Here is a 25,299-nt window from a genome sequence, read left to right as displayed (position 1 = left end):
CCCCTCCCCCTTCAAGGGGGAGGTCGGGAGGGGGATGGGGTGCGGCGCGGAGGCAAGGCGACGTACGACTTTTACCCCATCCCCACCCCAACCCTCCCCTTGAAGGGGAGGGCACGCCGTGCACTCAAGGCGGCTCCGGAAAAGCCGAAAAAGCAGTGGATGTCTTTTTTTTACATTTGAGCGCGCGCCATGAGGAATTCCTGCCTGTCTGGAGGCGGGGCCGGAGGCTAGAATGCGCGTTTTCCCGGTTGCGCGAAGGGTTTTTCGCACGGCGGGGTCCGCGGGCGGTCCGCCCGCCGTTTTGGAGGAGGTTTCTTGGCGACGAACGCTTGGGCGGCGATGGCTCGGGGAGGCACGGAACGGCGCGCGCTGGCCGCCGACCTGCGCGAGGACGTGCTGCATCACGACCCGCTGCTCGACTGCCTGGTCGAGCTGACCCGGCTGCACGGCCACCCGAGCACGCGCGCGGCGCTGTCAGCGGGGCTGCCGCTGGAGGGCGGCAACCTGACGCCGTCGCTGTTCGCCCGCGCCGCCGCCCGCGCCGGCCTGTCGAGCCGCATCGTGCGGCGCGCGCTGGACGGCATCGACGCCGCCCTGCTGCCGGTGATCCTGCTGCTCAAGGGCGACCAGGCGTGCATCCTGCTCGGCTGGAACGCGGCCGGCGACGGCGCGCGGCTGCTCTTCCCGGAAACCGGCCAGGGCGAGGTGACGCTGGCGCGCGACGAGCTGGCCGCGCGCTACCTCGGCGTCGCCCTGTTCGCCCGGCCGCGCTTCGCCTTCGACGCGCGCGCGCCGGAGGTCGGCAAGGTGGCCGGGCGCCACTGGTTCTGGGGCGCGCTGTTCGAACAGACGCCGGTGTACCGCGACGTGATCGGCGCGGCGCTGCTGATCAACCTGTTCGCCGTGGTCATGCCGCTCTTCTCGATGAACGTCTACGACCGCGTGGTCCCGAACAACGCCACCGACACGCTGTGGATGCTGGCGCTCGGCGTGTTCCTGGTGTTCGGCATGGATTTCATGATGCGCCTGCTGCGCGGCCATTTCATCGACCTGGCCAGCGCGCGCATCGACGTCAAGCTGTCGGCGCTGATCATGGAGCGCGTGCTGGGCATGCGCCTCGAAGGCCGGCCGGCGTCGGTCGGCTCGTTCGCCTCGAACCTGCGCTCGTTCGAATCGGTGCGCGACTTCATCGCCTCGGCGACGGTGACCGCGCTGATCGACTTCCCGTTCGCCCTGCTCTTCCTGCTGGTGATCCTGTGGATTTCCTGGCCGCTGGTGCTGATCCCGCTGGTCGGGCTGGCCATCGGGCTGATCTACGCCTACATCCTGCAGCACCGCATGCACGAGCTGGCCGAGACCACCTACCGCGCCGCCGCGCTGCGCAACGCCGCGCTGGTCGAGAGCCTGACCGCGCTGGAGACGATCAAGACGCAGGGCGCCGAGGGCGTGGTGCAGAACAAGTGGGAGCGCACCACCGCCTTCCTGGCGCGCACCGGCGCGCAGCTGCGGCTGCTCTCCGCCTCCGCCAGCAACGGCGCGGCGATCATCGCCCAGGCGGTGAACGTGCTGCTGATCGTGGCCGGCGTCTACCTGATCCGCGAGCGCGAGCTGACCATGGGCGGGCTGATCGCCGTGACCATGCTCGGCGGCCGCGCCATGGCGCCGCTGGCGCAGGGCGTCGGCCTGCTGATGCAGTTCCAGAACGCGCGCACTTCGCTGTCCACGCTCGACAAGCTGATGGAGCAGCCGGTCGAGCGCCCGGACGCCTCGGCCTTCGTCCATCGCCCCGAGCTCTCGGGCGAGATCGAGTTCCGCGACGTCTCGTTCAGCTACCCGAACCAGGGCGAGCCAGCGCTCCGGCACGTGTCGCTGCGCATCGCGCCGGGCGAGCACGTGGTCGTGCTCGGGCGCACCGGCTCGGGCAAGACCACGCTGCAGAAGCTGATGCTCGGCCTGTACGAGCCGGGCGAGGGCGCGGTGCGCATGGACGGCATCGACCTGCGCCAGCTCGACCCGGCCGACCTGCGGCGCAACGTCGGCTACGTCGGGCAGGAGGCCATGCTGTTCTACGGCACGCTGCGCGAGAACATCGCCATCGGCGCGCCCTATGCCGACGATTCGGCGATCGTGCACGCCGCCGAGGTGGCCGGGCTGGCGCAGTTCGTCAACCGCCACCCGAAGGGCTTCGACATGCTCATCGGCGAGCGCGGCGAATCGCTCTCCGGCGGCCAGCGCCAGGAGGTGGCGATCGCCCGCGCGGTGCTGATGGACCCGCCGGTGCTGCTCTTCGACGAGCCGACCAGCGCCATGGACTTCTCCACCGAGAGCGCCTTCAAGGAACGCCTGCGGCGCCACGCGGCGCACAAGACGCTGGTGATCGTCACCCACCGCACCAGCCTGATCGATCTGGCCACGCGCATCGTCGTGGTCGACGACGGGCGCATCGTCGCCGACGGTCCGCGCGACCAGGTGATCGAAGCCCTGCAGACCGGCCAGGTGGCGAGGGCCGCGGCATGACGCCCCGCCTGGTCGCCGCGGGCGGGCGCCTGATCGGCGTGCTGGAGGCGGTGCGCCGGCGCGTGCAGCCGGGCATCGACGCCTGGCTGGAACGTTTCTCCATGGCCGAGAAGGCGCGCGAGCAGCAGGGCTTCGCCGCCGACACCGACTACGCCATCCTGCAGCAGGAGCCGCTGCGCGCGCGCATCGTGCTGCGCACGGTCGGCATCGCCTTCGCCATCGCCGTGATGTGGGCCGCGGTCAGCCGCATCGACGAGGTGACGCGCGGCGAGGGCAAGGTCATCCCGTCGCGCCAGCTGCAGGTGCTGCAAAGCCTCGACGGCGGCGTGGTGTCGGAGATCCTGGTGCGCGAGGGCGACGTGGTCGAGCCGGAGCAGATCCTGCTGCGCATCGACCAGACGCGCTTCGTCTCCTCGGTGCGCGAGAGCCGGGCGCAGACCCTGGCGCTGCAGGCCAAGGCCGCGCGCCTGCGGGCGCTGGCCGAGGGCGTGCCCTTCGTGCTGCCGCCCGAAGTGGTCAAGGACGACCCGAAGACCGCGGCGGAGGAGCGCCGCCTCTACGAATCGCGCCGCGACGAGCTGGAGATGAACCGCTCCATCGCCCGCCAGCAGCTGTCCCAGCGCCAGCAGGAGCTGGTCGAGGCGCGCGCGCGGCACGAGCAGGCGGCCAAGGCCTTCGAACTGTCGTCCAAGGAACTCGCGGTGACCAAGCCGCTGATCGCCTCGGGTGCGGTGTCCGAGGTCGAAATACTGCGCCTGGAGCGCGACGTCGGCCGCTTCCGCGGCGAGCGCGACATGGCGGCGGCGCAGATCGCGCGCATCCAGTCGGCGATCAGCGAGGCCAGCCACAAGGTCGAGGAAGTCTCGCTGGCCTTCCGCAACGAGGCCGGCAAGGAACTCGCCGAGACCATGGCCCGCCTCAACAGCCTGTCCGAAGGCAGCGTCGGCCTGGCCGACAAGGTCGACCGCGCGGTGCTGCGCTCGCCGGTCAAGGGCACGGTCAAGCGCCTGCTGGTCAACACCGTCGGCGGCGTCGTGCAGCCGGGCAAGGACATCGTCGAGGTGGTCCCGCTCGAAGACACCCTGCTGCTCGAAGCGCGCGTGCAGCCGCGCGACATCGCCTTCCTGCGCCCCGGCCAGAAGGCCATGGTCAAGTTCACCGCCTACGATTTCGCCATCTACGGCGGGCTGGAGGGCAAGCTCGAGCACATCGGCGCCGACTCGGTGGTCGACGAGAAGGGCAACGCCTTCTACACCGTGCGCGTGCGCACCAGCCAGTCCCGGCTCGGCGGCGACCTGCCGATCATCCCCGGCATGGTCGCCGAGGTGGACATCATCACCGGCGAGAAGAGCGTCCTCACCTACCTGCTCAAGCCGGTCCTGCGCGCCAAGGCGCGCGCGTTCACGGAACGCTGACCGTGCCCTCGGCCTTCCTGTCGCACGACGCCCGCGTCCGGGACACCTGGAAAGCGGCATTTCCCGACCTGCTCGCCGGGCCGCTGGCCCATGTGCCGCCGGCGGCCACGCTGGTCTGGGCCCTGCGCCCGCCGCGGCCCGACGGCGACGCGGCCGCGCTGGTCGCCGGCCTGCGCCGGCAGGCCGCCGGCAGGCCGCTGATCCTGCTCGCCGACGTGCCGGACGAGGACGAGGCGCTGGCCGCGCTGGCCGCCGGCGCCTCCGGCTACTGCAACGGCCACGCCGCGCCGGCCGTCCTGGCGCAGGTCGCCTTGGCCGTCGGCAACGGCGGCATCTGGATCGGCCAGAGCCTGATGCAGCGCCTGCTCGCGGCGACGGCACGCGGCCTGGCCGCCGCGCCGTCCGGCCAGGAAGCCGGCGCCGCCTCCTGGCGCGAGCGGCTCACCGCGCGCGAGCAGGAAGCCGCCGCGCTGCTGGCCCAGGGCGCCAGCAACAAGGAAATCGCCCGGCGCATGGCGATCACCGAGCGCACCGTCAAGGCGCACGTCGGCGCCATGCTGGAAAAGCTCGGCGCGCGCGACCGCCTGCAGCTCTCGCTGATCCTCAACGGCCTCGAAGCGCCGCGCTGAGCGCCGCGCCGCGGCCGGGCATCGTCCCCGGGGCGCTCGCGCGACCTCCGTCATCCCGGCGCAAGCCGGGATCCAGAAACCACCTTGCCGAACCGCCAGCGGCTGCGCGGACACCCTCGCCGCCACTGGATTCCGGCTTGCGCCGGAATGACGGCGCCGGCACTTTGGCGTTGCCCTGGATGCCATGGGGGTTCATGCGATCGCCCGGGCATCGTACCTTGGTACAGTAGGCAAGGCCCTCGCCCCGGCTTAATGTGCCGGCTATCGTCATTCCGTCGCGAGGATTTCCCATCATGGCCGCTCCCCTTCCCGTCGCCCGCGTTTCCGCCGTTCAAGGTCAGGCCCACGCCAAGGGCGCGGACGGCCTCCTGCGTCCCCTGCACGCCGGCGACTTCGTTTACGCAGGCGAGATCGTCGTCACCGGCGCCGCCAGTTCCGTCAACCTGGCGGCCATGGACGGGCAGCCGTTCCACCTGGGCGCCAACGAAGGCATGACCATGGACGCCGAAGTCGCCGCCCAGGTCGCCCCCGACGCCGCCGATTCGGCGGTCAAGGTCTCCGGCGACGAATTCAGCCGCATCGTCACGGCGCTCAGTCAGGGACGGAGCCTCGACGACCTGCTCGAAGAGACCGCCGCCGGCGGCGCGTCGGGCGATGCCGGCGGCGGGCCGACCTTCGTGCGCCTGCTGCGCATCAGCGAAAGCGTCAACCCGCTGAGCTTCACCTACGAAACCGCCCGCGCCGCCGCCACCGACGACCCGTTGTCCGGAGGCCTGGGAGCGGCCCTGAGCACCGTGGCGGAGAACGATACCGCTGCCGGCACCGGCACTGATACCGCTGCCGACGCGGCGCCCAACCGCTCGCCGCTCGCCGCCGCGGACGTCTACACCATGCGGGAGGACGGCGGGCCGCTCACTCTCGATCCCCTGGCCAACGATAGCGACCCGGACGGCCACGCGCTGACGGTGACGAGCATTGCCGGCGTCGCCCTGACGCCAGGCGCGGCGCAGTCGATCGCCGTCACCGGCGGCACGGTCGAGGTCAGCGCCGCCGGCGTCATCACCTTCACGCCGGACGCCGATTACCACGGCACGGTCAACATCCCCTACACCATCAGCGACGGACACGGCGGCACCGCCACGGGCAACCAGACGATCACCGTCACCCCGGTCAACGACGCGCCGACGATCGACGTGGCGGCGAACGCCTTCACCGAAGACGCGGCCGGGACGGTTGCCGGCGCGGTGGCGGGCACTTTCACCACGCACGATCCGGACGGCGATGCGCTGACGGTAAACTGGACGGGTGGAGCGAGCCCGACCGACGGCAGCGGCCACGCCCTGTATACATTGGACGCGGCGACCGGGCAGGTTCTGCTGACACAGGCAGGCGCCGACTACGTCAATGCCGGCCATACGCTGCCGGCAATCGAACTGACGGTGAGCGACGGCAGCCTGACCGGCCAGGACAGCGCCACCCCGCTGGTGACGCTGGTGAACGACGCGCCGACGATTGATGTGACGGCGAACGCCTTCACGGAAGACGCGAAGGATACGGTGGCCGGCGCGGTGGCCGGCACTTTCACGACACACGATCAGGACGGCGACGCGTTGACGGTGAGCTGGACGGGCGGATCAAGCCCGACCGACGGCAGTGGCCAAGCCCTATACACGCTGGACCCGTCGAGTGGGCAGGTGCTGCTGACGCAGGCGGGTGCGGACTACGTCAATGCCGGCCATACGCTGCCGGCGATCGAATTGACGGTGAGCGACGGCAGCCTGACCGGGCAGGACAGCGCGACTCCGGTGGTGACGCTGGTGAACGACGCCCCGACGATTGATGTGACGGCGAACGCCTTCACGGAAGACGCGGCCGGGACGGTGGCCGGTGCCGTGGCCGGTACCTTCACGACGTACGACCAGGACGGCGACGCGTTGACGGTGATCTGGACGGGTGGGTCGAGTCCGACCGACGGCAGCGGCCACGCTCTGTACACGCTGGATGCGACAAACGGCCAAGTGCTGCTGACACAGGCGGGCGCCGACTACGTCAATGCCGGTCACCTGCTGCCGGCGATCGATCTGACGGTAAGCGATGGCAGCCTGACGGGCCAGGACAGTGCGACTCCGCCAGTGACGCTGGTGAATGATGCGCCGACGATCGACGTGACGGCGAACGCCTTCACCGAAGACGCGAAGGATACGGTGGCCGGCGCGGTGGCGGGCACCTTCACGACACACGATCAGGACGGCGACACGCTGACCGTGAGCTGGACGGGCGGATCGAGTCCGACCGACGGCAGCGGCCATGCCCTATACACGCTGGACCCGGCGAGCGGCCAGGTGCTACTCACCCAGGCGGGCGCCGACTACGTCAATGCGGGCCACACACTGCCGCCGATCGATCTGACGGTAAGCGATGGCAGCCTGACGGGCCAGGACAGTGCGACTCCGCCAGTGACGCTGGTGAATGATGCGCCGACGATCGACGTGACGGCGAACACCTTTACGGAAGACGCGGCCGGGACGGTGGCCGGCGCGGTGGCGGGCAATTTCACGACACACGACCAGGACGGCGATGCGCTGACGGTGAGCTGGACGGGCGGATCGAGTCCGACCGACGGCAGCGGCCATGCCCTGTATACGTTGGACGCGGCAAGCGGCCAGGTGCTGCTGACGCAGGCGGGCGCCGACTACGTCAATGCGGGCCACACATTGCCGGCAATCGATCTGACGGTAAGCGACGGCAGCCTGACCGGCCAGGACAGCGCGACTCCGGCGGTGACGCTGGTGAACGATCCGCCGGTAGGTGTGAACGACACGATTCCGGTGACGGAAGATACATCGGTCACGCGGAACGTGCTGGGCAACGACACCGACGCGGAAGGCGATCCGCTGACCATCGCGGCGGCGTCGATCGACACCGATGGCGATGGCACCCCCGATCCGCTGGTGCTGGGTACGCCGACGGCGATCGTCAACGGCAGCGGCAAACCGATCGGCACCATCACGGTGGATGCCAACGGTGATGTGACCTTTACCCCGGCCGCCGACTACACCGGGCCGGTTCCGAACCTGACCTACACGCCGAACGATGGCACGACGGACGGTACGTCGGCGACGGTGAGCTTCGGCCCGATCGCTCCGGTCAACGATGCGCCCACGATCGACGTGATGGCGAATGCCTTCACGGAAGATGCACGGGGTACGGTAGGCGGCGCGGTGGCCGGCACCTTCACGACGCACGACCCGGACGGCGATACGCTGACCGTGAGCTGGACGGGTGGATCGAGTCCGACCGACGGCAGCGGCCACGCCCTGTACACGCTGGACCCGGCGAACGGCCAAGTGCTGCTGACGCAGGCGGGTGCCGACTACGTCAATGCCGGCCACACGCTGCCGGCGATCGAATTGACGGTGAGCGACGGGAGCCTGACCGGCCAGGACAGCGCGACTCCGACGGTGACGCTGGTGAACGACGCGCCGACGATCGACGTGACGGCAAATGCCTTCACGGAAGACGCGGCCGGGACAGTGGCCGGCGCGGTGGCCGGCACTTTCACGACGCACGACCAGGACGGCGACGCGCTGACGGTGAGCTGGACGGGCGGAGCAAGCCCGACCGACGGCAGCGGCCACGCCTTGTATACGTTGGACGCGGCGAGTGGGCAGGTACTGCTGACGCAGGCGGGCGCCAACTACGTCAATGCCGGCCATACCTTGCCGGCGATCGATCTGACGGTAAGCGACGGCAGCCTGACCGGCCAGGACAGCGCCACCCCGGCGGTGACGCTGGTGAACGACGCGCCGACAATCGATGTGACGGCGAACGCCTTCACGGAAGACGCGACCGGGACGGTAGCCGGCGCGGTGGCGGGCACCTTCACGACGCACGATCAGGACGGCGATGTGCTGACGGTGAACTGGACGGGTGGAGCGAGCCCGACCGACGGCAGCGGCCACGCCCTGTATACGCTGGACCCGGCGAGCGGCCAAGTGCTGCTGACGCAGGCGGGCGCCGACTACGTCAACGCCGGCCACACGCTGCCGCCGATCGATCTGACGGTGAGCGACGGCAGCCTGACCGGCCAGGACAGCGCCACCCCGCCAGTGACGCTGGTGAACGATCCGCCGGTGGCGGTGGTCACGCCGGCGGGCGGCAACGAAGACACGCCGATCACGGTGAACCTGTCGGGAACCGACGAGGACGGCACGATCCAGAGCGTGACCGTGACGGCGCTGCCGCCGGCCGGCCAGGGCGTGCTCTACCTGCCGGACGGCACCACGCCGGTCGCGGCGGGCGCGGTCCTGAGTCCGGACGACGCGGCGCATCTCGTCTTCCGGCCGGCGCCGGACTTCAACGGCACGGTCGACATTCCCTTCACCGTGACCGACAACGACGGCGCCACTTCGACGCAGGCGATCACTCCGATCACCATCGATCCGGTGCCCGATCCGACGCTCACCGCGTCGGATACCCTGACGGTGGCGGAAGACTCGGCAACGGCCAGCGGCAACGTCCTCGGCAACGACAGCGACGCCGACGGACCGCTGACCGTCGCGCAGTTCGAGGTGTCGGGCACGACCTATACCGTCCCCGCGGGCGGCAGCGCGACGGTTGTCCTGGCTGGCGTCGGCACGCTGACGATGAGCAGCGACGGCAGCTATACCTTCACGCCGGCCAAGGACTGGAGCGGCGCGGTGCCGACGGTGACCTACACGGCGACGGACGGTACGAGTTCGGCGAGCGACACGCTGGCGATCACGGTGACGCCGGTGGCCGATACGCCGTCCGTGCAGGTCACGATCGGCGCGCAGGGCGAGCATGCGGTGACCATCGACAGCGGCAATGCCGCCGACACGCACGCGGGGTATACGGTGACGGCCTACCATGCCGACGGCACCCCCGCCGCGCTCGCCGCCAACGCCTCGCCCGCCGGCTTCGGCGTGGCCGGCGCCGCCTCCGGGGCCGACAGCGAACTCGGCTATGCCGGCGGCTCGTCGGAAAAGATCAGCATCAGCTTCGACCAGGGCGCGTCCAGCGTGACGGTCCAGCTGGCCTGGCTGAATTCGAGCGAGCAGGCCCATTACGTCCTCTACGACGCCGCGGGCGCGGTGATCGGCGAGGGCACGGTGTGGGGCAATACCGACGGCGTCGACCCGGCGTTCACGCTGGTCGGCGACAACGGCGCGTCGATCAAGAGCATCGAATTCACGGCGCCGCGCGCGGGCGACGATTTCCTGATCCATTCGGTCACCTTCGTGGAAAGCAAGACGTTCCCGCTGACGATCGTCGCCGCGCCCACGGACAGCGACCACTCCGAAACCATCACGGCGTTGATCGTCAAGGTTCCCGCCGGCGCCGCCCTGTCGGCCGGCACGGACAACGGCGACGGCACCTGGACGCTGCCGCTTGCCGGCAGCGGCGCCTATCAGGTAAGCGTCGATCCGGTGACGCACGCCGTGACCGTCACGGGCCTGACGATGACGGTGCCGGGCGGCCATACCGGATCGCTGGAAGTCGTGGCGACCGCGACGGTTCAGGACGGCGCGGACACGACGACCGCCTCCGGTTCCGCGACGTACCAGAACCTGGGCCTGACGGCCGGCGACGACACGGGCGCGGTGAACGAGGACGCCAGTCTGGCCGTCGGCAAGGCGCAGGGCGTCGAGAGCAACGACGTCGACGCCGACGGCCATGCGCTGACGGTGACTGGCGTACGCACCGGCGCGGACAACGACGCCGCCGCGGTGAGCAAGATCGGCGTGGTGGGCCAGAGCCTGCAGGGCGCCTACGGGACCCTGACGCTCAACGCCGACGGCAGCTACACCTATGCCGCCAACAAGGCGGACAGCCTGGCGCAAGGCGTCACCGCGCAGGACGTGTTCACCTACACGGTCAGCGACGGCCTGGGCGACACGAAGAATGCCGAACTGCGCATCACGGTCACCGGCACCAACGACGCGCCGGTGGCCTCCAGCAGCACGATCACGGTGAACGAGGAAAGCGTCGACACCCCGCTCGGCCTCGGCGTGCCGACCGACGTCGACAGCGCGGCCCTGACCATCAGGGTCACCGGCCTGCCGAACGTGGGCAGGGTGACCCTGGCGGATGGCACGCCGGTGACCAGCGGCATGACCCTGACCGCCAGCCAGCTGGCGTCGCTGCAATACGACGCGCCGGCGGACTATGCGGCGGGAACGCCGGCCGGCAGTTTCACCTACAGCGTTTCGGACGGCATCGCCACGGTGACCGGCAAGACGACGATCAACGTCAATCCGGTGAACGACGCCCCGGTCGCGGTGTTCAAGCCGGCGGGCGGCGACGAGGACACGCCGATCATGGTGAATCTCGCGGGGCGGGACGTTAACGGCATGATCCAGGCCGTGACCGTGACCACGCTGCCGCCGGCGAGCCAGGGTGTGCTGTACCTGGCGGACGGCACCACGCCGGTGGCGGCGGGGACGGCGCTGACGCCGGCCGAGGCGGCGATTCTCGTCTTCCGGCCGGCGCCGGACTTCAACGGCACGGTCGGCATTCCCTTCACGGTGACCGACAACGAAGGCGCCACCTCGGCCCCGGTGACGGCAACGATCACCGTCAATCCGGTGAACGACGCGCCGACGATCGACGTGGCGGCGAACGCCTTCACCGAAGACGCGGCGGGGACGGTGGCCGGCGCGGTGGCCGGCACCTTCACCACGCACGATCCGGACGGCGACGCGCTGACGGTGCGCTGGACCGGCGGAGCGAGCCCGACCGACGGCGGCGGCCATGCCCTGTATACATTGGATGCGGCGAGCGGCCGCGTGCTGCTGACGCAGGCAGGCGCGGATTACGTCAATGCCGGCCACACGCTGCCGGCGATCGAGCTGACGGCAAGCGACGGCAGCCTGACCGGCCACGACAGCGCCACCCCGGCGGTGACGCTGGTGAACGACGTCCCGGTCGCGGTGGCCGCGCCGGCGGGCGGCAACGAAGACACGCCGATCACGGTAAACCTGTCGGGAACCGACGAGGACGGCACGATCCGGGGCGTGACCGTGACCACGCTGCCGCCGGCCGGCCAGGGCGTGCTCTACCTGCCGGATGGCGTTACGCCGGTCGCGGCGGGCGCGGTGCTGAGTCCGGACGACGCGGCGCATCTCGTCTTCCGGCCGGCGCCGGACTTCAACGGCAGGGTGGACCTCTCGTTCACCGTGACCGACGACGGCGGCGCCACCTCGGCCCCGGCGACGGCATCGATCACCGTCAATCCGGTGAACGACGCGCCCGTGCTCGACCTGGACGCCGACGATTCCACGGCGCCGGGCACCGGCTACGCGGCGTCGTACGCCGTGGGCAGCGGCGCGGGCGTCGCCATCGCGGCGCCGGACGCGCGGATCACCGACGTCGAACTCGACGCTGATCCACAGCGCCACCATCCATCTCACGGACGCGCAGGCGGGCGACCTGCTCAGCGCCGGCGCGCTGCCCCCGGGACTGCACGCCAGCGCCTACGACGCGGCCACCGGCGTGCTCACGCTCAGCGGCGACGCCTCGCTGGCGACCTACCAGGCGGCGCTGGGCGGCATCCTGTTCAGCAGCGCCTCGGCCGTGCCGGGCACGAGCGAGCGCCACGTCGAGGTGACGGTCAACGACGGCGCGGCCGATTCCAACGTCGCGGTCACCACCCTCACGGTCGGCTCTCCGGTCAACGTGACGCTGGCGTCAACCTCGACGGTGCTGGCCGCGTCGCTGTCCGGCCTGCGCGCCGAGTATTACGGCTACAACGAGACGCGCACCTCCGGCAACAAGACGCACGCCGACGACACCAAGTACGGCAACCTCGACAGCATTTCCGACATGCGCTCGATCATCGACGGCCGCAACGGAAGCACGGTGGTGGGGACGATCAAGGCGGCGGATACGGCGCCCGACGCGGTGTTCCGGGCAACCGACATCAATTACGGCGAGATCAACGGCTCCCTGGGCACCAACGCCAGCCTCGCCTCGGGCAAGCTCGTCGATTTCCTGCACGCCGACGCGGCCGCCGCCGCCAGCCTGTCCGGCTCGGTCGGCACCACCACCGACGCGGGCATCCGCTTCATCGGCTACCTCGACTCCCCGTCCGGCTCGTACGACATCCGCATCTATTCCGACGACGGCTTCAGCCTGAGCATCGACGGCCACACCGTCGCCAGCTACGACAACATCCGTTCGCCGGGGAACAGCGTGGTGACCAACGTCGACCTGAGCGGTGGCCTGCACCCGATCGAAATCCTCTATTGGGATCAGGCGGGACAGGCGGTCCTGCACATCCAGTTCAAGCCGACCGGCGCGCCGGATTCCGCGTACCAGGATCTCGGCACGGGCGACCTGGCGCTGGTGTCGCAGCAAGGAGTGGCCCTGAGCGCCCTGCAGGACATCATCGCCGACCCGGCCCACGCCGGGCAGTACCTGATCCGCACCGGGCAGGAATACACGGGCACGCTCGCCAACGACCACATCACCGGCGGCGACGGGCGCGACATCCTGCACGGCGGGGCCGGCAACGACACGCTCAACGGCGGCGCCAACGACGATACGCTCGACGGCGGCGCCGGCAACGACGTGCTGACCGGCGGCCTCGGCTCGGACGTCTTCGCCTGGCACCTGGGCGACCAGGGCACGGCCGGCGCGCCGGCGCGGGACACCGTCACGGATTTCAGCAAGTTCCACCGCGGCGGGCAGCGACGACGTTCTCAACCTCAAGGATCTGCTGCAGGGCGAAACGCATCCGTCGTCGGGCACCGGCATCGGCAACCTCGACCACTACCTGCATTTCGAGAAGTCCGGCAGCGACACCATCGTGCACGTCAGCTCGGACGGGCAGTTCGCGGCCACCGATTCGGCGGCCGCCGTCGCCGGCAAGGAGAATCTCCAGATCGTGCTGCAGGCCGTCGATCTGACCACGGCCGGCACCGACCAGCAGATCATCCAGGACCTGCTGACCAAGGGCAAGCTGGTCACCGACTGAGCCGGCCGGCGCAGGCATGCCCCGGCTCGGGCGGGCGCGGAGAAAAGACGGGGAAAACCCCGCGTTCTCCGCGCCTGCGCGCGCCTCGCCTCCGGGGCGGCCGCGCGATCCGGCCCCATCGTACCTTGGTACAGTAGGCAAGGGCCACGGGCCGGCTTAAGGTGCCGGCTGTCATTACCACTCCGAAAGTACCCGACATCATGGCCGCCCCCGTTCCCGTCGCCCGCGTCGCCGCCGTTCAAGGCCGGGCCTATGCCAAAGGCGAAGACGGCGCCTTGCGCCCCCTGCATGCCGGCGACCTCGTCTACACGGGCGAGATCGTCGTCACCGGCAGCGGCGCTGCCGTTGACCTCGCGACGATGGACGGACAGCCGTTCCCCCTGGGCGCCAACGAGGCGCTGACCATCGATGCCGGCGCCGCCGCCCCGGCCGTGTCCGGCGCCGCCGAGGCGGCGGCCCTGGCCGCCGGCGGCGAGTTCCAACGCACCGTCGCGGCGCTCGACGAGGCGCGCCGCCTCGACGGCCGTGCCGACGACACCGCGCCGCGCGCCGCGCCCGAGGAGAACGCCGGCGGCGGCCCGACTTTCGTCCGCCTGCAGCGCATCGTCGAGAACCTCGATCCCCTGCGCTTCGAGTTCGATACCGCCCGCCGCGGCGGAGTGGACGAGCCGCTCAACGGCGGCCGGGGCGACACCGGGCCGACCACGCCCGGCACGCCGACGCTCGACCTGGCGGACGGCAACGGCCTGGACGTCGGCCAGGCCACGGTGCTCGAACGCGGACTGCTCGACCCGGACGACACCAGCGCCAGCGCCGCCGGCACGATCACCCTGCACGCGCCTGGCGGACTGACCAGCCTCGGCGTCGGCGGCGCCACCTTCACGGCCGCGCAGCTCGGCGCCCTGGCCACGGCGCCGCAGTCGGTCGACACCGGCATCGGCACGCTGACGCTCACCGGCTACGACCCGGCGACCGGCGTGCTGACCTACACCTACGCCCTGAACGCGGCGCAGCACCAGCCGGGGCTGGCGCACAGCGCCGATGACATCGCGCTGACCGTCGCCGGCCCCGGCGGCTCGGCCGGCGGCACGCTGACCATCGACATCATCGACAGTCTGCCGGCCGCCGCCGACGACGCGGCGCGCATCGGCGAGGACGCCGTGTCCAACGTGGTCGCCGGCAGCGTGCTGGGCAACGACTCGGTCGGCGCCGACGCCAATCCCGCGCTGGTGACGCCCGGCACCTTCGTCCTCAAGTACGGCACGCTGGTGCTCAACGGCGACGGCAGCTACACCTACACGCTGGACAACGCCAACCCCGAGGTCAATGCGCTGAAGACCGGCCAGACCTTGAGCGACAGCCATGTTTACACCTTGACCGACGGCGATGGCGACACCGCCGCGGCCACGCTGACCATCACCATCGACGGCCATACCGACGGCGCGCCGGACATCGCGCCGTTCGACAGCCGGGGCGTGGTGGGCGCGGAAGCCACCGTCGACGAGCAGGGCCTTACCAGCGCGGCCGACACCGGCGAAACCACCGCCGGCACCATCGTGCTGACCGCGCCGGACGGGCTCAAGAGCATCGCCGTCGGCGGCGTGGATTTCACGGCGGCGCAACTGGCCGACGCAGGCTGGCTGGCCGGCCATCCGGTCGACACCGGCATCGGCACGCTGACGCTCACCGGCTACGACCCGGCGACCGGCCGGCTGGCCTACACCTACACCCTGAACGGCGCGCAGCACCAGCCGGGCGCCGCGTCCAGCGTGGACGCCATCCCCCTGTCCGTCACCGATCTGGCGAACGCCACGGCCGCCGGCACGCTCGACGTCCGCATCATCGACAGCCTGCCCCAGGCGCATCCCGACACCGACACGGTGACGGAGGACACGGCGCCGACGGCCACCGGCAACGTCATCACGACCGGTCCCGGCGCGGACAGCCTGGGCGCGGACGCCACGGCGGTCACCGGCGTGGCGCCCGGCACGCCGGCCTCGGCGGCAGGGCAGGTCGGCAGCAGCGTGGCCGGCGCCCACGGCACGCTGGTGCTGAACGGCGACGGCAGCTACACCTATACGCTCGACAACGCCAGCCGGGGGGTGCAGGAACTCAACGCGGGCGAGACGGCCAGCGACGTGTTCACCTACACCCTCACCGACGCCGACGGCGACACGAGTACCGCCACGCTGACCATCACCATCACCGGCACCGACGACGGCGTCGGCCTGACCATCCCGGATACGAACGGCGCGGCCGGCGGGCAGGCCAGCGTGCCGGAGGATCAGGTCACCACCGGCAGCTTCACGATCAGCGCGCCGGACGGGCTCGATCCGGCGGCCGCCCTGACCGTCGCCGGCACGCCGGTCAGCCTGGCCGCGCTGCAAAACAGCGGCAGCGTCCCGATCCCGATCGCCACCACGCACGGCACCCTGACCATCACCGGCTACGATCCGGCCACCGGCACGGTCAGCTACGGCTACGATCCGAGCGGCACCAGCCAGGACCATTCGGGCGGCGACGTGCTGGACGACATCGCCATCGTGGTCAGGGACGACGGCGGCGAAACGCAAAGCGGCACGCTGACCATCGAGATCACCGACACGGCGCCGGTGGCGCATGCGGACACCAACACGGTGACCGAAGACGCGGCGCCGAACCCGGTCACGGGCAACGTCATCACGGCCGGCCCCGGCGCGGACACCCTGGGGGCGGACGCCGCGGCGGTGACGGGCATCGTGTCCGGCACCGGCACGCCGGGCCACAACGTGGCGGCGGGCAGTACCAGCGCGGCCGGCGGCACCACGGTCGCGGGCCTGTACGGCACGCTCGTGCTCGGCGCCGACGGCAGCTACGGCTACACGCTGGACAACGCCAACCCGGTGGTGAACGCGCTCAAGGACGGCGACAGCCTGTCCGAGGTTTATACCTACACCCTCACCGACGCCGACGGCGACGCCAGCACCGTCACCCTGACCATCGCCATCCACGGCCACACCGACGGCGGACCGGCCATCGCGCCGGTCGACGGCAACGGCGCGGCCGACGGCCAGGCCACGGTCTACGAGCAGGGTCTGGCCAGCGTGGGCGACACCAGCGAAACCACCACCGGCACGATCGCCGTCAGCGCCCCGGACGGCCTCAAGAGCATCGCCGTCGGCGGCATCAGCTTCACCGCGGCGCAGCTGGCCGACGCGGCCTATCTGGCCGGCCACCCGGTCGATACCGGCGAAGGCACGCTGACCCTGACCGGCTACGCTCCGGCGACCGGCACGCTGAGCTACAGCTACACGCTCAAGAGCGCGCTGGACCAGCCGGGCGCGGTGGACAGCCTGGACGCCATTGCCCTGAGCGTGACCGATGCGGCCGACGCGATCGCCGCCGGGACGCTCACCGTCCGGATCGTCAACAGCGTCCCCGTGGCGCATGCCGACGTCAACGCAGTGACGGAAGACACGGCGCCGACGGCCTCGGGCAACGTCATCACGCTGGGCGCCGGCACGGACACCCTGGGCGCCGATGCCGCCACGACGGTGACCGGCGTGGCGGCCGGCACGCACGCCTCGGCGGCGGGCCAGGTCGGCAGCGGCGTGGCCGGCGCCTACGGCACGCTGACCCTGGCCAGCGGCGGCGGCTACACCTACGTGCTGGACAACGCCAGTGCGGCGATACAGGCGCTGGCGACCGGCCAGACGGTGACCGACACCTTCACCTACACGATCACCGACGCCGACGGCGACACGAGCACGACGACCCTCACCCTCACCGTGAACGGAACCAACGACGCGCCCGACATCACCGTGCAGGCGGGTGACAGCGCCGCCGCGGCACTGTCGGAGACCGACGCCGGCCTGACCGCCGGCGGCACGCTGAGCATCGGCGACGTCGATACGCTGGACACGGTCACCCCGAGCGTGTTCTCGGTCACCGCCGGCGGCACCTACGCCGGCCTGGCCTCGCTGTCCTCGCAGGTGACGAACGCGCAGCTGCTGGCCATGCTGTCGGTGACCGGCGGCGAGTCGAGCACCACGGCGCAGGACAATCCGCACGGGATCGCCTGGGCCTTCGACTCCGGGTCGCAGGCCTTCAATTTCCTGCCGGTCGGGGAGACGCTGACGCTGACTTACGTCGTACGCGCCACCGACAACCACGGCGCATCCGACGACCAGCCGGTGACCATCACCATCACCGGCACCAACGACGGCATCACGCTGCACGACGACGCCAGGACGATCGCCGAAAACGCCAACGCGGCGGGCCGCAGCGGCAACGTGCTGACCAACGACGTGCTCGACCAGGATTACGGCCAGGTGACGCAGGTGACCGGCTTCTCGCTCGACGCCAACGGCGACGGCATGGCGGAGAACTACTCGGCGGGAGACTCGGTGACGATCACCTCGGCGTCCGGCGGCACGCTCGGCGTGTTCACCCTGGCCGCCAACGGCGCCTATTCCTTCACGCCGCACGAGAGCAACTACAGCGGCCCGGTGCCGGTGGTCACCTACACCGCCGGCAGTTCGACCAACAGCGCCACCGCCACCCTGACGCTCACTGTATCCCCGGTGTCCGACGCGCCGGGCGTGACGCCCGACGCGGCGACGGTGACCACGCCGGAGGACACGGCGGTCGCCCTCGGCCTGCACGCGCCGACGGTCTCGGACGCCACCGACCAGAACGGCACGGCCGCCGGCGACGACCCCGAGCGCCTGTCGCTGATCACCCTGTCCGGCATCCCGAGCGGCGCGCAGCTGCTTTACGGCTCTTCCACCTACACCTCGACCGGCGCGGCCTTCACCATCTTCCTGTCGGACGCGGCGAACCAGGTCGCCGACCACGGCACGGCCACGCTGACCATGACCACGGCCGAATTCGAGGCCCTGCGGATACTGCCGGTGGCCGACAGCGCGGCTAATTTCACCGTGAGCATGAGCGTGACCGAGTACGAGGTCGATGCGTCCGGCGTGCAGCTGTCCGGGGTGCTCGGCGCGACGTCCACGACCACGGTGCAGGTCGACGTGCAGGCCGTCACCGACACGCCCGACCTGAAAATCGGCGGCAGCGACACCTCGTATGCCACCACCATCGCCGAGGACACGGCGCTCGACCTGACCCCGCTGCTGTCGGCGTCCTTCGCCGACCTCGACGGCAGTGAGCAGCGAGCGATCATCATCGCCAACCCGGACGGCAACGCCACGATCTACGTCAACGGCGTGGCGGTGGCGGGCGGCGGGTCCTACACCATCGCCTGGAACGCGGCCGGCAACGATCTGGAAACTTCGACCAGCGGCTTCCCCGCCATCTCGATCCAGGGCGGCAGCAATTTCAGCGGCGACCTGAACGGGATCACGGTCACCCTGAGCGCCCAGGATACCGACGCGGATTCGACGGTGACCACGGCCACGCTGACCGACGCCGTGACGCTCGACCTGCACGTGACGCCGGTTGCCGGCGACATCGGCGTCTCCGGCGCGAGCACGCCGGAAGACACGGCGGTCAAGTTCCTGCAAGGCGTCGCGGTCACCGACACCGACGGCAGCGAGAGCATCACCGGCATCGAGGTCAAGGGCATTCCCGCGGGCTGGGTGCTCAAGGACGCCGCCGGCAACACGCTGACCGTTACCGGCGGTGCCTATACGCTGCCGGCCGGCGACGTCACCAGCGGCGCGTACAAGGATTACACGCTGACGCCGCCGGGCCACAGCAGTGCGGACGCCTCGCTGACGCTCGATGTCACCTCGACCGACACCGTGACGGTCGACAGCGTGGCAGTGACGAGCGTCGTCACGGTGTCCAGGGCGCAGACGGTCGCGGTCACCGCCGTGGCCGAGGTGGTCGGCGGCGACAGCAACCACGACGGCGAGCCCGACCTGACCATGAACGGCGATTTCGTCTATACCTCGCAGGGCAAGGAAGACGAGTGGTTCGCCCTGAACGAGAACGGCTTCGACCTCAAGTCGCCCTGGTCGAACCAGGACGCCGACGGCAGCGAGACGACCTACGCCCTGCTGACGCCGGTGCTGGGCGGCTCCTCGGCCATCGGTTCGCAGTTCAAGTACACCGACGGCAGCGGCGAGCACACCCTGACCTACACCGGCACGCCGGTGCGGATTCCGGTGGCGGCGCTGGACACGGTCTGGTTCAAGGCCGCCGCCAACGTCGCCGGAGCGTTCGAGATCGAGATCCAGGCGCTCACCGTCGATACCGACCCCAATACGGGCACGGTGGTGGAAGCCGTTTCGGGCAGCGCGACGCTGACCAACCTCCTCGTCCAACCGGTGGCCGATCCGGTCACCCTGGCGGTTGACGCGCCGGCCGTGGGCAAGGAGGACACCAGCATCGCGCTGGTGATCCGCCCGACCAGCGCCGACCCCTCGGAAACCTTCAACGTCACCCTGTCGGGGATTCCCGCCGGCGCCAGGATCACCTACGACGGCGTCGATCTGGCCGTCGCGGGCGGCAGCGTGACGATCACCGACTTCAGCTCGGCCAAGTCGCTGACCATCACCCCGCCGGCCAACAGCAACGCCGACATCCCGCTCCTGGTTTCGGCGGTCTCGGTGGATGCCGTGGCCGGCCTCACCACCGACGTTTCGGACGCCAAGTCGCTGCCCCTGCTGGTCGACGTGCGCGGCGTGGCCGATCCGGTCAACCTCGTGGTGTCCAACCTGGATACCACGGAAGCCGTGCTCGATGCGGGCGACCACAAGATCGCGCTGTCCGGCCTGGTGAGCGCGGCCGCGACCGACGCGGACGGCTCCGAGACGGTCAACCTGGTGATCACCGGGCTGCCGTCCGGCGTCTCGATCGAAGGCCTGACCTTCATGGGCGGGACCGGCGCCGGCCGCGTCTGGTCCGGTTCGCCGGCGGCGGTCGCGGCCGCCGCGCTGGTGGTCGGCGAGGCCAACTACAGCGGCACCTTCGCTTTCACGGTGCGCGCGGTGTCGACCGAAAACGACGGCAACAGCCTGTCCGGCACGGCGCAGACGGTCACCGTCCAGGTGGCGCCGTCGCCCGAGGCCACGCTGGCGACGCAGACCGCCGCGCTGGAGGATACGCGCACCCACGTCGACTTCGGCCTGGCGGCGCAGAACGGCGACGCCAACGAGACCCTGAGCGCGCTCTGGATCAAGGCCGATTCGCTGGCCGGCCAGCCGTTCACCCTCTACCTGGGCGGCACGCCGCTGAGCGCGGCCCTGACCGCCAACGCCGGCGGCTGGTACGAACTGACGGCGGCGCAGGCGGCCGACGTGTACGTGCAGGGCGACGCCAACAGCAACGCGGGCGGCAGCATCACGGTCCGCTACGCGGTCACCGATCCGTCGAACGACGGCACCCTGGCGGCGGTGACCACGTGGTCGGCCGACACCGCCTACGCCATCGGCGTCGCGGCGGTGACCGACGCCACCACGTCGATCAACGATTACGCCGGCGGCGTCATCGCCGGCACCGCGACGGTCAGCGTCAACGTGACGGTGACGCAGGCGGACGACCCCGGCGCCGGCAACGCGAAGGACGTCGACGGCAGCGAAAAGCTGCTCCACTTCATCATCGACGGCGTGCCGGTCGGCGTCTCGGTGGTCGGCGGCCGCTACATCGGCAACACCGAGAGCAACGACAACACCGGGCGCTGGATTCTCGACGTGCCGGACACGGCCTTCACCGCGCCGTCGCTGCAGCAGACCGTGCAGTTCGCGCTGGACGGCTCGGCGGCGCAGCTCGCCGACCTGGACCAGGCGATCACCATCACCGCCTACACCCAGGACGCCGGCGGCGCGGAGCGGACCTCGTCCACCACCTGGACGCTGCGCACGGCCGCCGATTTCGACGATTCCGGCAGCACCCCGACGGCGCCGTCGGACATCACCGAATGGGCCGCCACGCACGCGGGCCTGACCGAAGACACGCCGGCCACGCTGGCCTCGCTGGTCGATGCGCACGTCAGCGGTTCGTCGCCGTTCGCCGTCACCGTCACCGGCCTGCCGGCCGGCAGCGTGGTGAACGGCATGACGCTGACCATGGTCGGCGGCCAGGAAATCTGGACCGCGCAGGCCGGCGGCAGCGATGCCGACCTGCAATCCCTGCTGAACGGCATCACCATCACCCCGCCGCCCAACTGGAACGACAACCAGGGGAACGACAACCAGGGCGTCTTCTCCTTCACCACCACGCTGACCACCTACGACGCTTCCGGCGCGCGGCAGGACCAGTCGCTGTCGGTGCAGCCGGCGGTGACGCCGGTGTCCGACGACATCAGCCTCGGCATCGACGCGCCCGACGTCGACGAGGACCACGCGGCGGCGATCACCCTGAACCTGTCCAATCCGCAGGACGGCAGCCATTCCCAGCTGATCGGCGGCACGCTCTATCTCAAGCTCGACGAGAGCGGCATGGAGACGGCGGGCGGCGTGCTCAGCCTCGGCGGCACGCCGCTCGCCAAGAGCGCGGTCAGCGGCGTCGCCGGCGTGCCGGACGGCGACTATTACGTCATCACCGGCGTGCACAGCACGGACGCGCTGGCGCTGTCCTACCAGCCGGCGGCCAACGCCAGCGGCACGGTGAGCTATGCCGCCTACGTGCAGGGGCAGGAAGACAACGCGGCCAACGTGACCACCAGCACGGCGGCCGGCTCCTTCGACGTCCATCCGGTGAACGACGGCGTCACCCTGACCGTGGCGTCGGCGGCCGGCCTGGAGGACCAGCGCATCCAGCTGTCCATCGGCGTCGCCAATCCCGACGCATCGGAAGCGATCGCCTCGGTCGTGCTGAGCAACGTCCCGGACGGCTTCCTGGTCTTCTGCGGCGCCGACGCGGCGTCCGCCGCGCTCGCCTCCGACCTGGGCGGCGGCTCCTGGGGGCTGGCCCTGAGCGGCGGCGTCCTGCCGGCGTACGTGGCCCTGCAGCCGCTGGAAAACTGGAGCGGCACGCTGTCCGACCTGCACGTCGAGGTGTGGTCCGGCGAATCCTCGCTCGACCCGGTCTCGACCTCGGCCACCGCGCAGGTCACCGTCGCCGGCGTGGCGGACGGCATCACCTTCCAGCCGACGCTTTCCTTCGGCACGGAAGGCCACATCGTCGCGCTCAACCTCAACAGCACCATGCACGATACCGACGGTTCCGAGACGGCGACGCTGACCATCCACGGCCTCGGCGCGCACGCCGCGTTCTACGCCGGCGCCAGCCTGCTCGTCGCCGCCTACGACACGTCCAGCGACACCTATACCCTGTCCGGGCTGAGTCCGGTGCAGGTGAGCGCGCTCGGCGTCGTCCAGGGCGGCGGCGATTACTCGCTGACGGTGACCGCCTACACCACCGACTCGCCGGGCGGCGACGTCTCCGCGTCGAGCAACGCCAGCCTGACGCTGAAGCTGTCCGACGTGCTGGCGACCTCCGGCGACGACGTGCTGCTCTACGACGGCAAGCCCCTGGACGGCCTCGGCGGCACCGACACCGTGCAGCTGCGCCTCGGCGAGAACCTGGATTTCTCGGGCCTCGTCGACCTGAAGAACGTCGAGCGCCTCGACCTGATGCCGTCCGGCCAGAACCACAGCGTGAGCAACCTGTCGCTGCAGGACGTGCTGGACATTTCCGGCAGCGGCAAGACGCTGGCCATCCTCGGCGACGCCGGCGATTCCGTCGGCCTGAAGGACGGTACGGGCAGCGACCAGTGGCAGGTGAGCGGCAGCGAGACCAGCGGCGGCCACACCTTCGACGTTTACACCAACGCCTACGACGCGACGGTGAAGGTGCTGATCGAGCACCAGATCAACCAGACCATCAACTGAGGCGGCGCCGCGGCAAAGCGGCGCGCGGCTTCAGCCGCGCACGTGCGGCCCGGTCGCCGCGTCGAAGCCGGCGGCGGCCAGCGCGGCGAATTCCTGCTCGCTGGCCACGCCCTCGGCGATGACGGCGATGCCGATGTTCCGGGCGATCGCCGCCAGCCCCTTGAGGAAGGCCTGGTTGCCGGCGTGCGTGTCGAGGTCGCGCACGAAGATCGAATCGACCTTGAGATAGTCGATGCCCAGGCCATACAGGCGCCCGATCTCGCTGAAGCGGTGACCGAAATGCTCGATGCCGACGCGGCAGCCGAGCGGCTTCAGGTCGTGGCACAGCTCGCGGAAGGCGTCAAAATGCGCCAGCATGCCGGACTCGGCGATCTCCAGCCACAGGCGCGGCGCGGCGCGGTGCGGCGCCAGCAGCGCCAGCAGTTCGCGGCGGAACGACGGCCACAGCAGCGAATGCGCCGACAGGTTGATCGCCAGCCCCGGCAGGTCGGGCCGCGCGTCGAGCGCCGCCAGCCCCAGGGTGACGGCCGCCAGATCGAGGCGGGCGGTGAGCTGCAGGCGTTCGGCCTGCGGCACGAAGCGGCGGGCCGGCAGCCACTCGCCGTCGTCGTCGAATTTCAGGCGCAGCGGACATTCCTCGTGCAACAGCGTGCCGTCGAGCCGCGCGACCGGGAAGGCGGCCAGGCGGACCCAGTTCCGGTCGAGCGCGCGCCGCAGGTGCTCGGACCAGTCGCGCGCGGTGTGCGGCGTGCCGTCGGCGTGCCGGACGTCGATCAGGCGCAGCGCGTCGCGCCCTTCGCTCTCGCTGGCGGCGAGCGCGGCGTCGACCTGCGCCAGGATCAGCGCCGGCGCGATGCCCGCGGCGAAGCGGCCGCCGGCGATCCAGGTGGTGATGTGTTCCTGCGGCGAGCCGTGGAAGGCCGCCGTTTCCTGCGTCAGCTGCCGCAGCAGCGGCTCCCCGACCGCGCGCGGCGCGGCGTCCGCCGGCATCAGCAGGGCGAAATCGGCGCCGTTGAGGCGGGCGCCGAGCGCGTCCGGACGCTGCGCGGCGAACTCGCGCAGCACGCCGCCGAAGCGCTCCAGCAATTCGTCGGTGGCCTCGCGTCCGAGCGCGCGGTTGATCTCCGCGAGGCGGGCGAGGCGGATGATGAACAGGATGCCGCCGGCCGAATCCGCCCCCTCCGCCGCCTCGCGCAGGTACGCCAGGAAGTGGACGCGGTTGGCCAGCCCGGTCAGCGCGTCGCAGTTCGCCTCGCGGCGCACCGCTTCGAGCCGCGCGGCTTCTTCCTCGAACATCGCCTTGAGGCGGACCACCGTGCCGTTCATCGCCGCGGCGAGCTGGCGCAGCTCCGGCACGTCTGGTTCGCCGATGGTGGTGAAGCGGCGCTCGGAGATGGCCCGCGCCTGCCGCACGACGGCGGCCAGCGGCGCCTTCAGGCGCAGCAGGATCAGCGTGCCCAGGCAGCCGCCGACGAGGCCGGAGAGCACCAGCGCGCCGAAGATCTGCAGCGCGCCGTGCCACAGGGCGGCGTAGGCGAAGCGGCTGTGGCTGACCAGGGTGATCGTGCCGAACTGCTTCCAGCCGTCGCTGATCTGCGCGTAGCCGGGCTCGGCGCGCAGGGGCAGGTAGCGGGCGAACCAGGCCGGCACGCCGGGGTCCCCGGCGTCCGCGCGGCGTTCCACGAGCGTCCGGCCCAGCGGATCGACCACGCGGATCAGTTCGTAGTGGCCGCTGTCGAACAGCGCGCTGACCGCCAGCTCGACCGACACCGCATCGAGATTCCGCTGGTTGAGCGAGAGCGCCAGCACCGTGGCGTTGTCGGCGTTCTTCTGCGACAGCTGCGCCTCCAGGTAGCCGCGCGCGCCGAGCAGCGAGGCGAGCAGGCTGCCGCCCAGCGCGAGCAGGGTGCTGGTGATGATGGCGAGCCAGAGCTGGCGATACATGGACATGGTCGTAC

Annotated in this window: 6 protein-coding genes and 2 pseudogenes; 7 read left to right on the top strand and 1 reads right to left on the bottom strand. The window is 70.8% G+C overall.

Translation table 11 applies throughout. The features are described 5' to 3' along the window. The first annotated feature begins 339 nt into the window (after positions 1–339). From QM701_RS11560 to QM701_RS11530, 7 genes and pseudogenes are all read left to right on the top strand, one after another. Positions 340–2,517, top strand: coding sequence for a type I secretion system permease/ATPase (locus QM701_RS11560; protein ID WP_415169388.1), 2,178 nt, complete (start codon positions 340–342; stop codon positions 2,515–2,517). Beyond that, positions 2,514–3,932 carry an HlyD family type I secretion periplasmic adaptor subunit gene (locus QM701_RS11555; protein ID WP_415167206.1) on the top strand — a complete coding sequence of 473 codons (1,419 nt, stop codon included), beginning with the start codon at positions 2,514–2,516 and terminating at the stop codon, positions 3,930–3,932. Before QM701_RS11560 ends, QM701_RS11555 begins: the two co-directional genes overlap by 4 nt. Before the next feature lie 2 nt (positions 3,933–3,934). After that, positions 3,935–4,561, top strand: coding sequence for a helix-turn-helix transcriptional regulator (locus QM701_RS11550; protein ID WP_415167205.1), 627 nt, complete (start codon positions 3,935–3,937; stop codon positions 4,559–4,561). A 293-nt stretch (positions 4,562–4,854) separates the two neighbouring features. Beyond that, positions 4,855–11,832: pseudogene (locus tag QM701_RS11545) on the top strand (retention module-containing protein); the annotation flags it as partial. A gap of 574 nt (positions 11,833–12,406) precedes the next feature. Continuing rightward, a pseudogene (locus tag QM701_RS11540) lies at positions 12,407–13,135 on the top strand (PA14 domain-containing protein); the annotation flags it as partial. A 109-nt stretch (positions 13,136–13,244) separates the two neighbouring features. Then, on the top strand, positions 13,245–13,559 hold the full coding sequence (locus QM701_RS11535) for a type I secretion C-terminal target domain-containing protein (RefSeq protein WP_415169387.1): 315 nt from the start codon (positions 13,245–13,247) through the stop codon (positions 13,557–13,559). A 200-nt stretch (positions 13,560–13,759) separates the two neighbouring features. After that, positions 13,760–23,341 (top strand): retention module-containing protein, encoded by a 9,582-nt coding sequence (locus QM701_RS11530; protein ID WP_415167204.1) that lies wholly within the window; start codon positions 13,760–13,762, stop codon positions 23,339–23,341. Between the two features lie 30 nt (positions 23,342–23,371). Here the strand turns inward: QM701_RS11530 and QM701_RS11525 are convergent, their stop codons facing one another. Beyond that, on the bottom strand, positions 23,372–25,291 hold the full coding sequence (locus QM701_RS11525) for an EAL domain-containing protein (RefSeq protein ID WP_415167203.1): 1,920 nt from the start codon (positions 25,289–25,291) through the stop codon (positions 23,372–23,374). Positions 25,292–25,299 lie beyond the last annotated feature (8 nt).

Source organism: Propionivibrio sp. (genome assembly GCF_047602565.1).
Lineage (GTDB): Bacteria > Pseudomonadota > Gammaproteobacteria > Burkholderiales > Rhodocyclaceae > Propionivibrio.
Note: the sequence above shows the minus strand (reverse complement) of the source record. Positions and strands in the feature narration are given on the sequence as shown.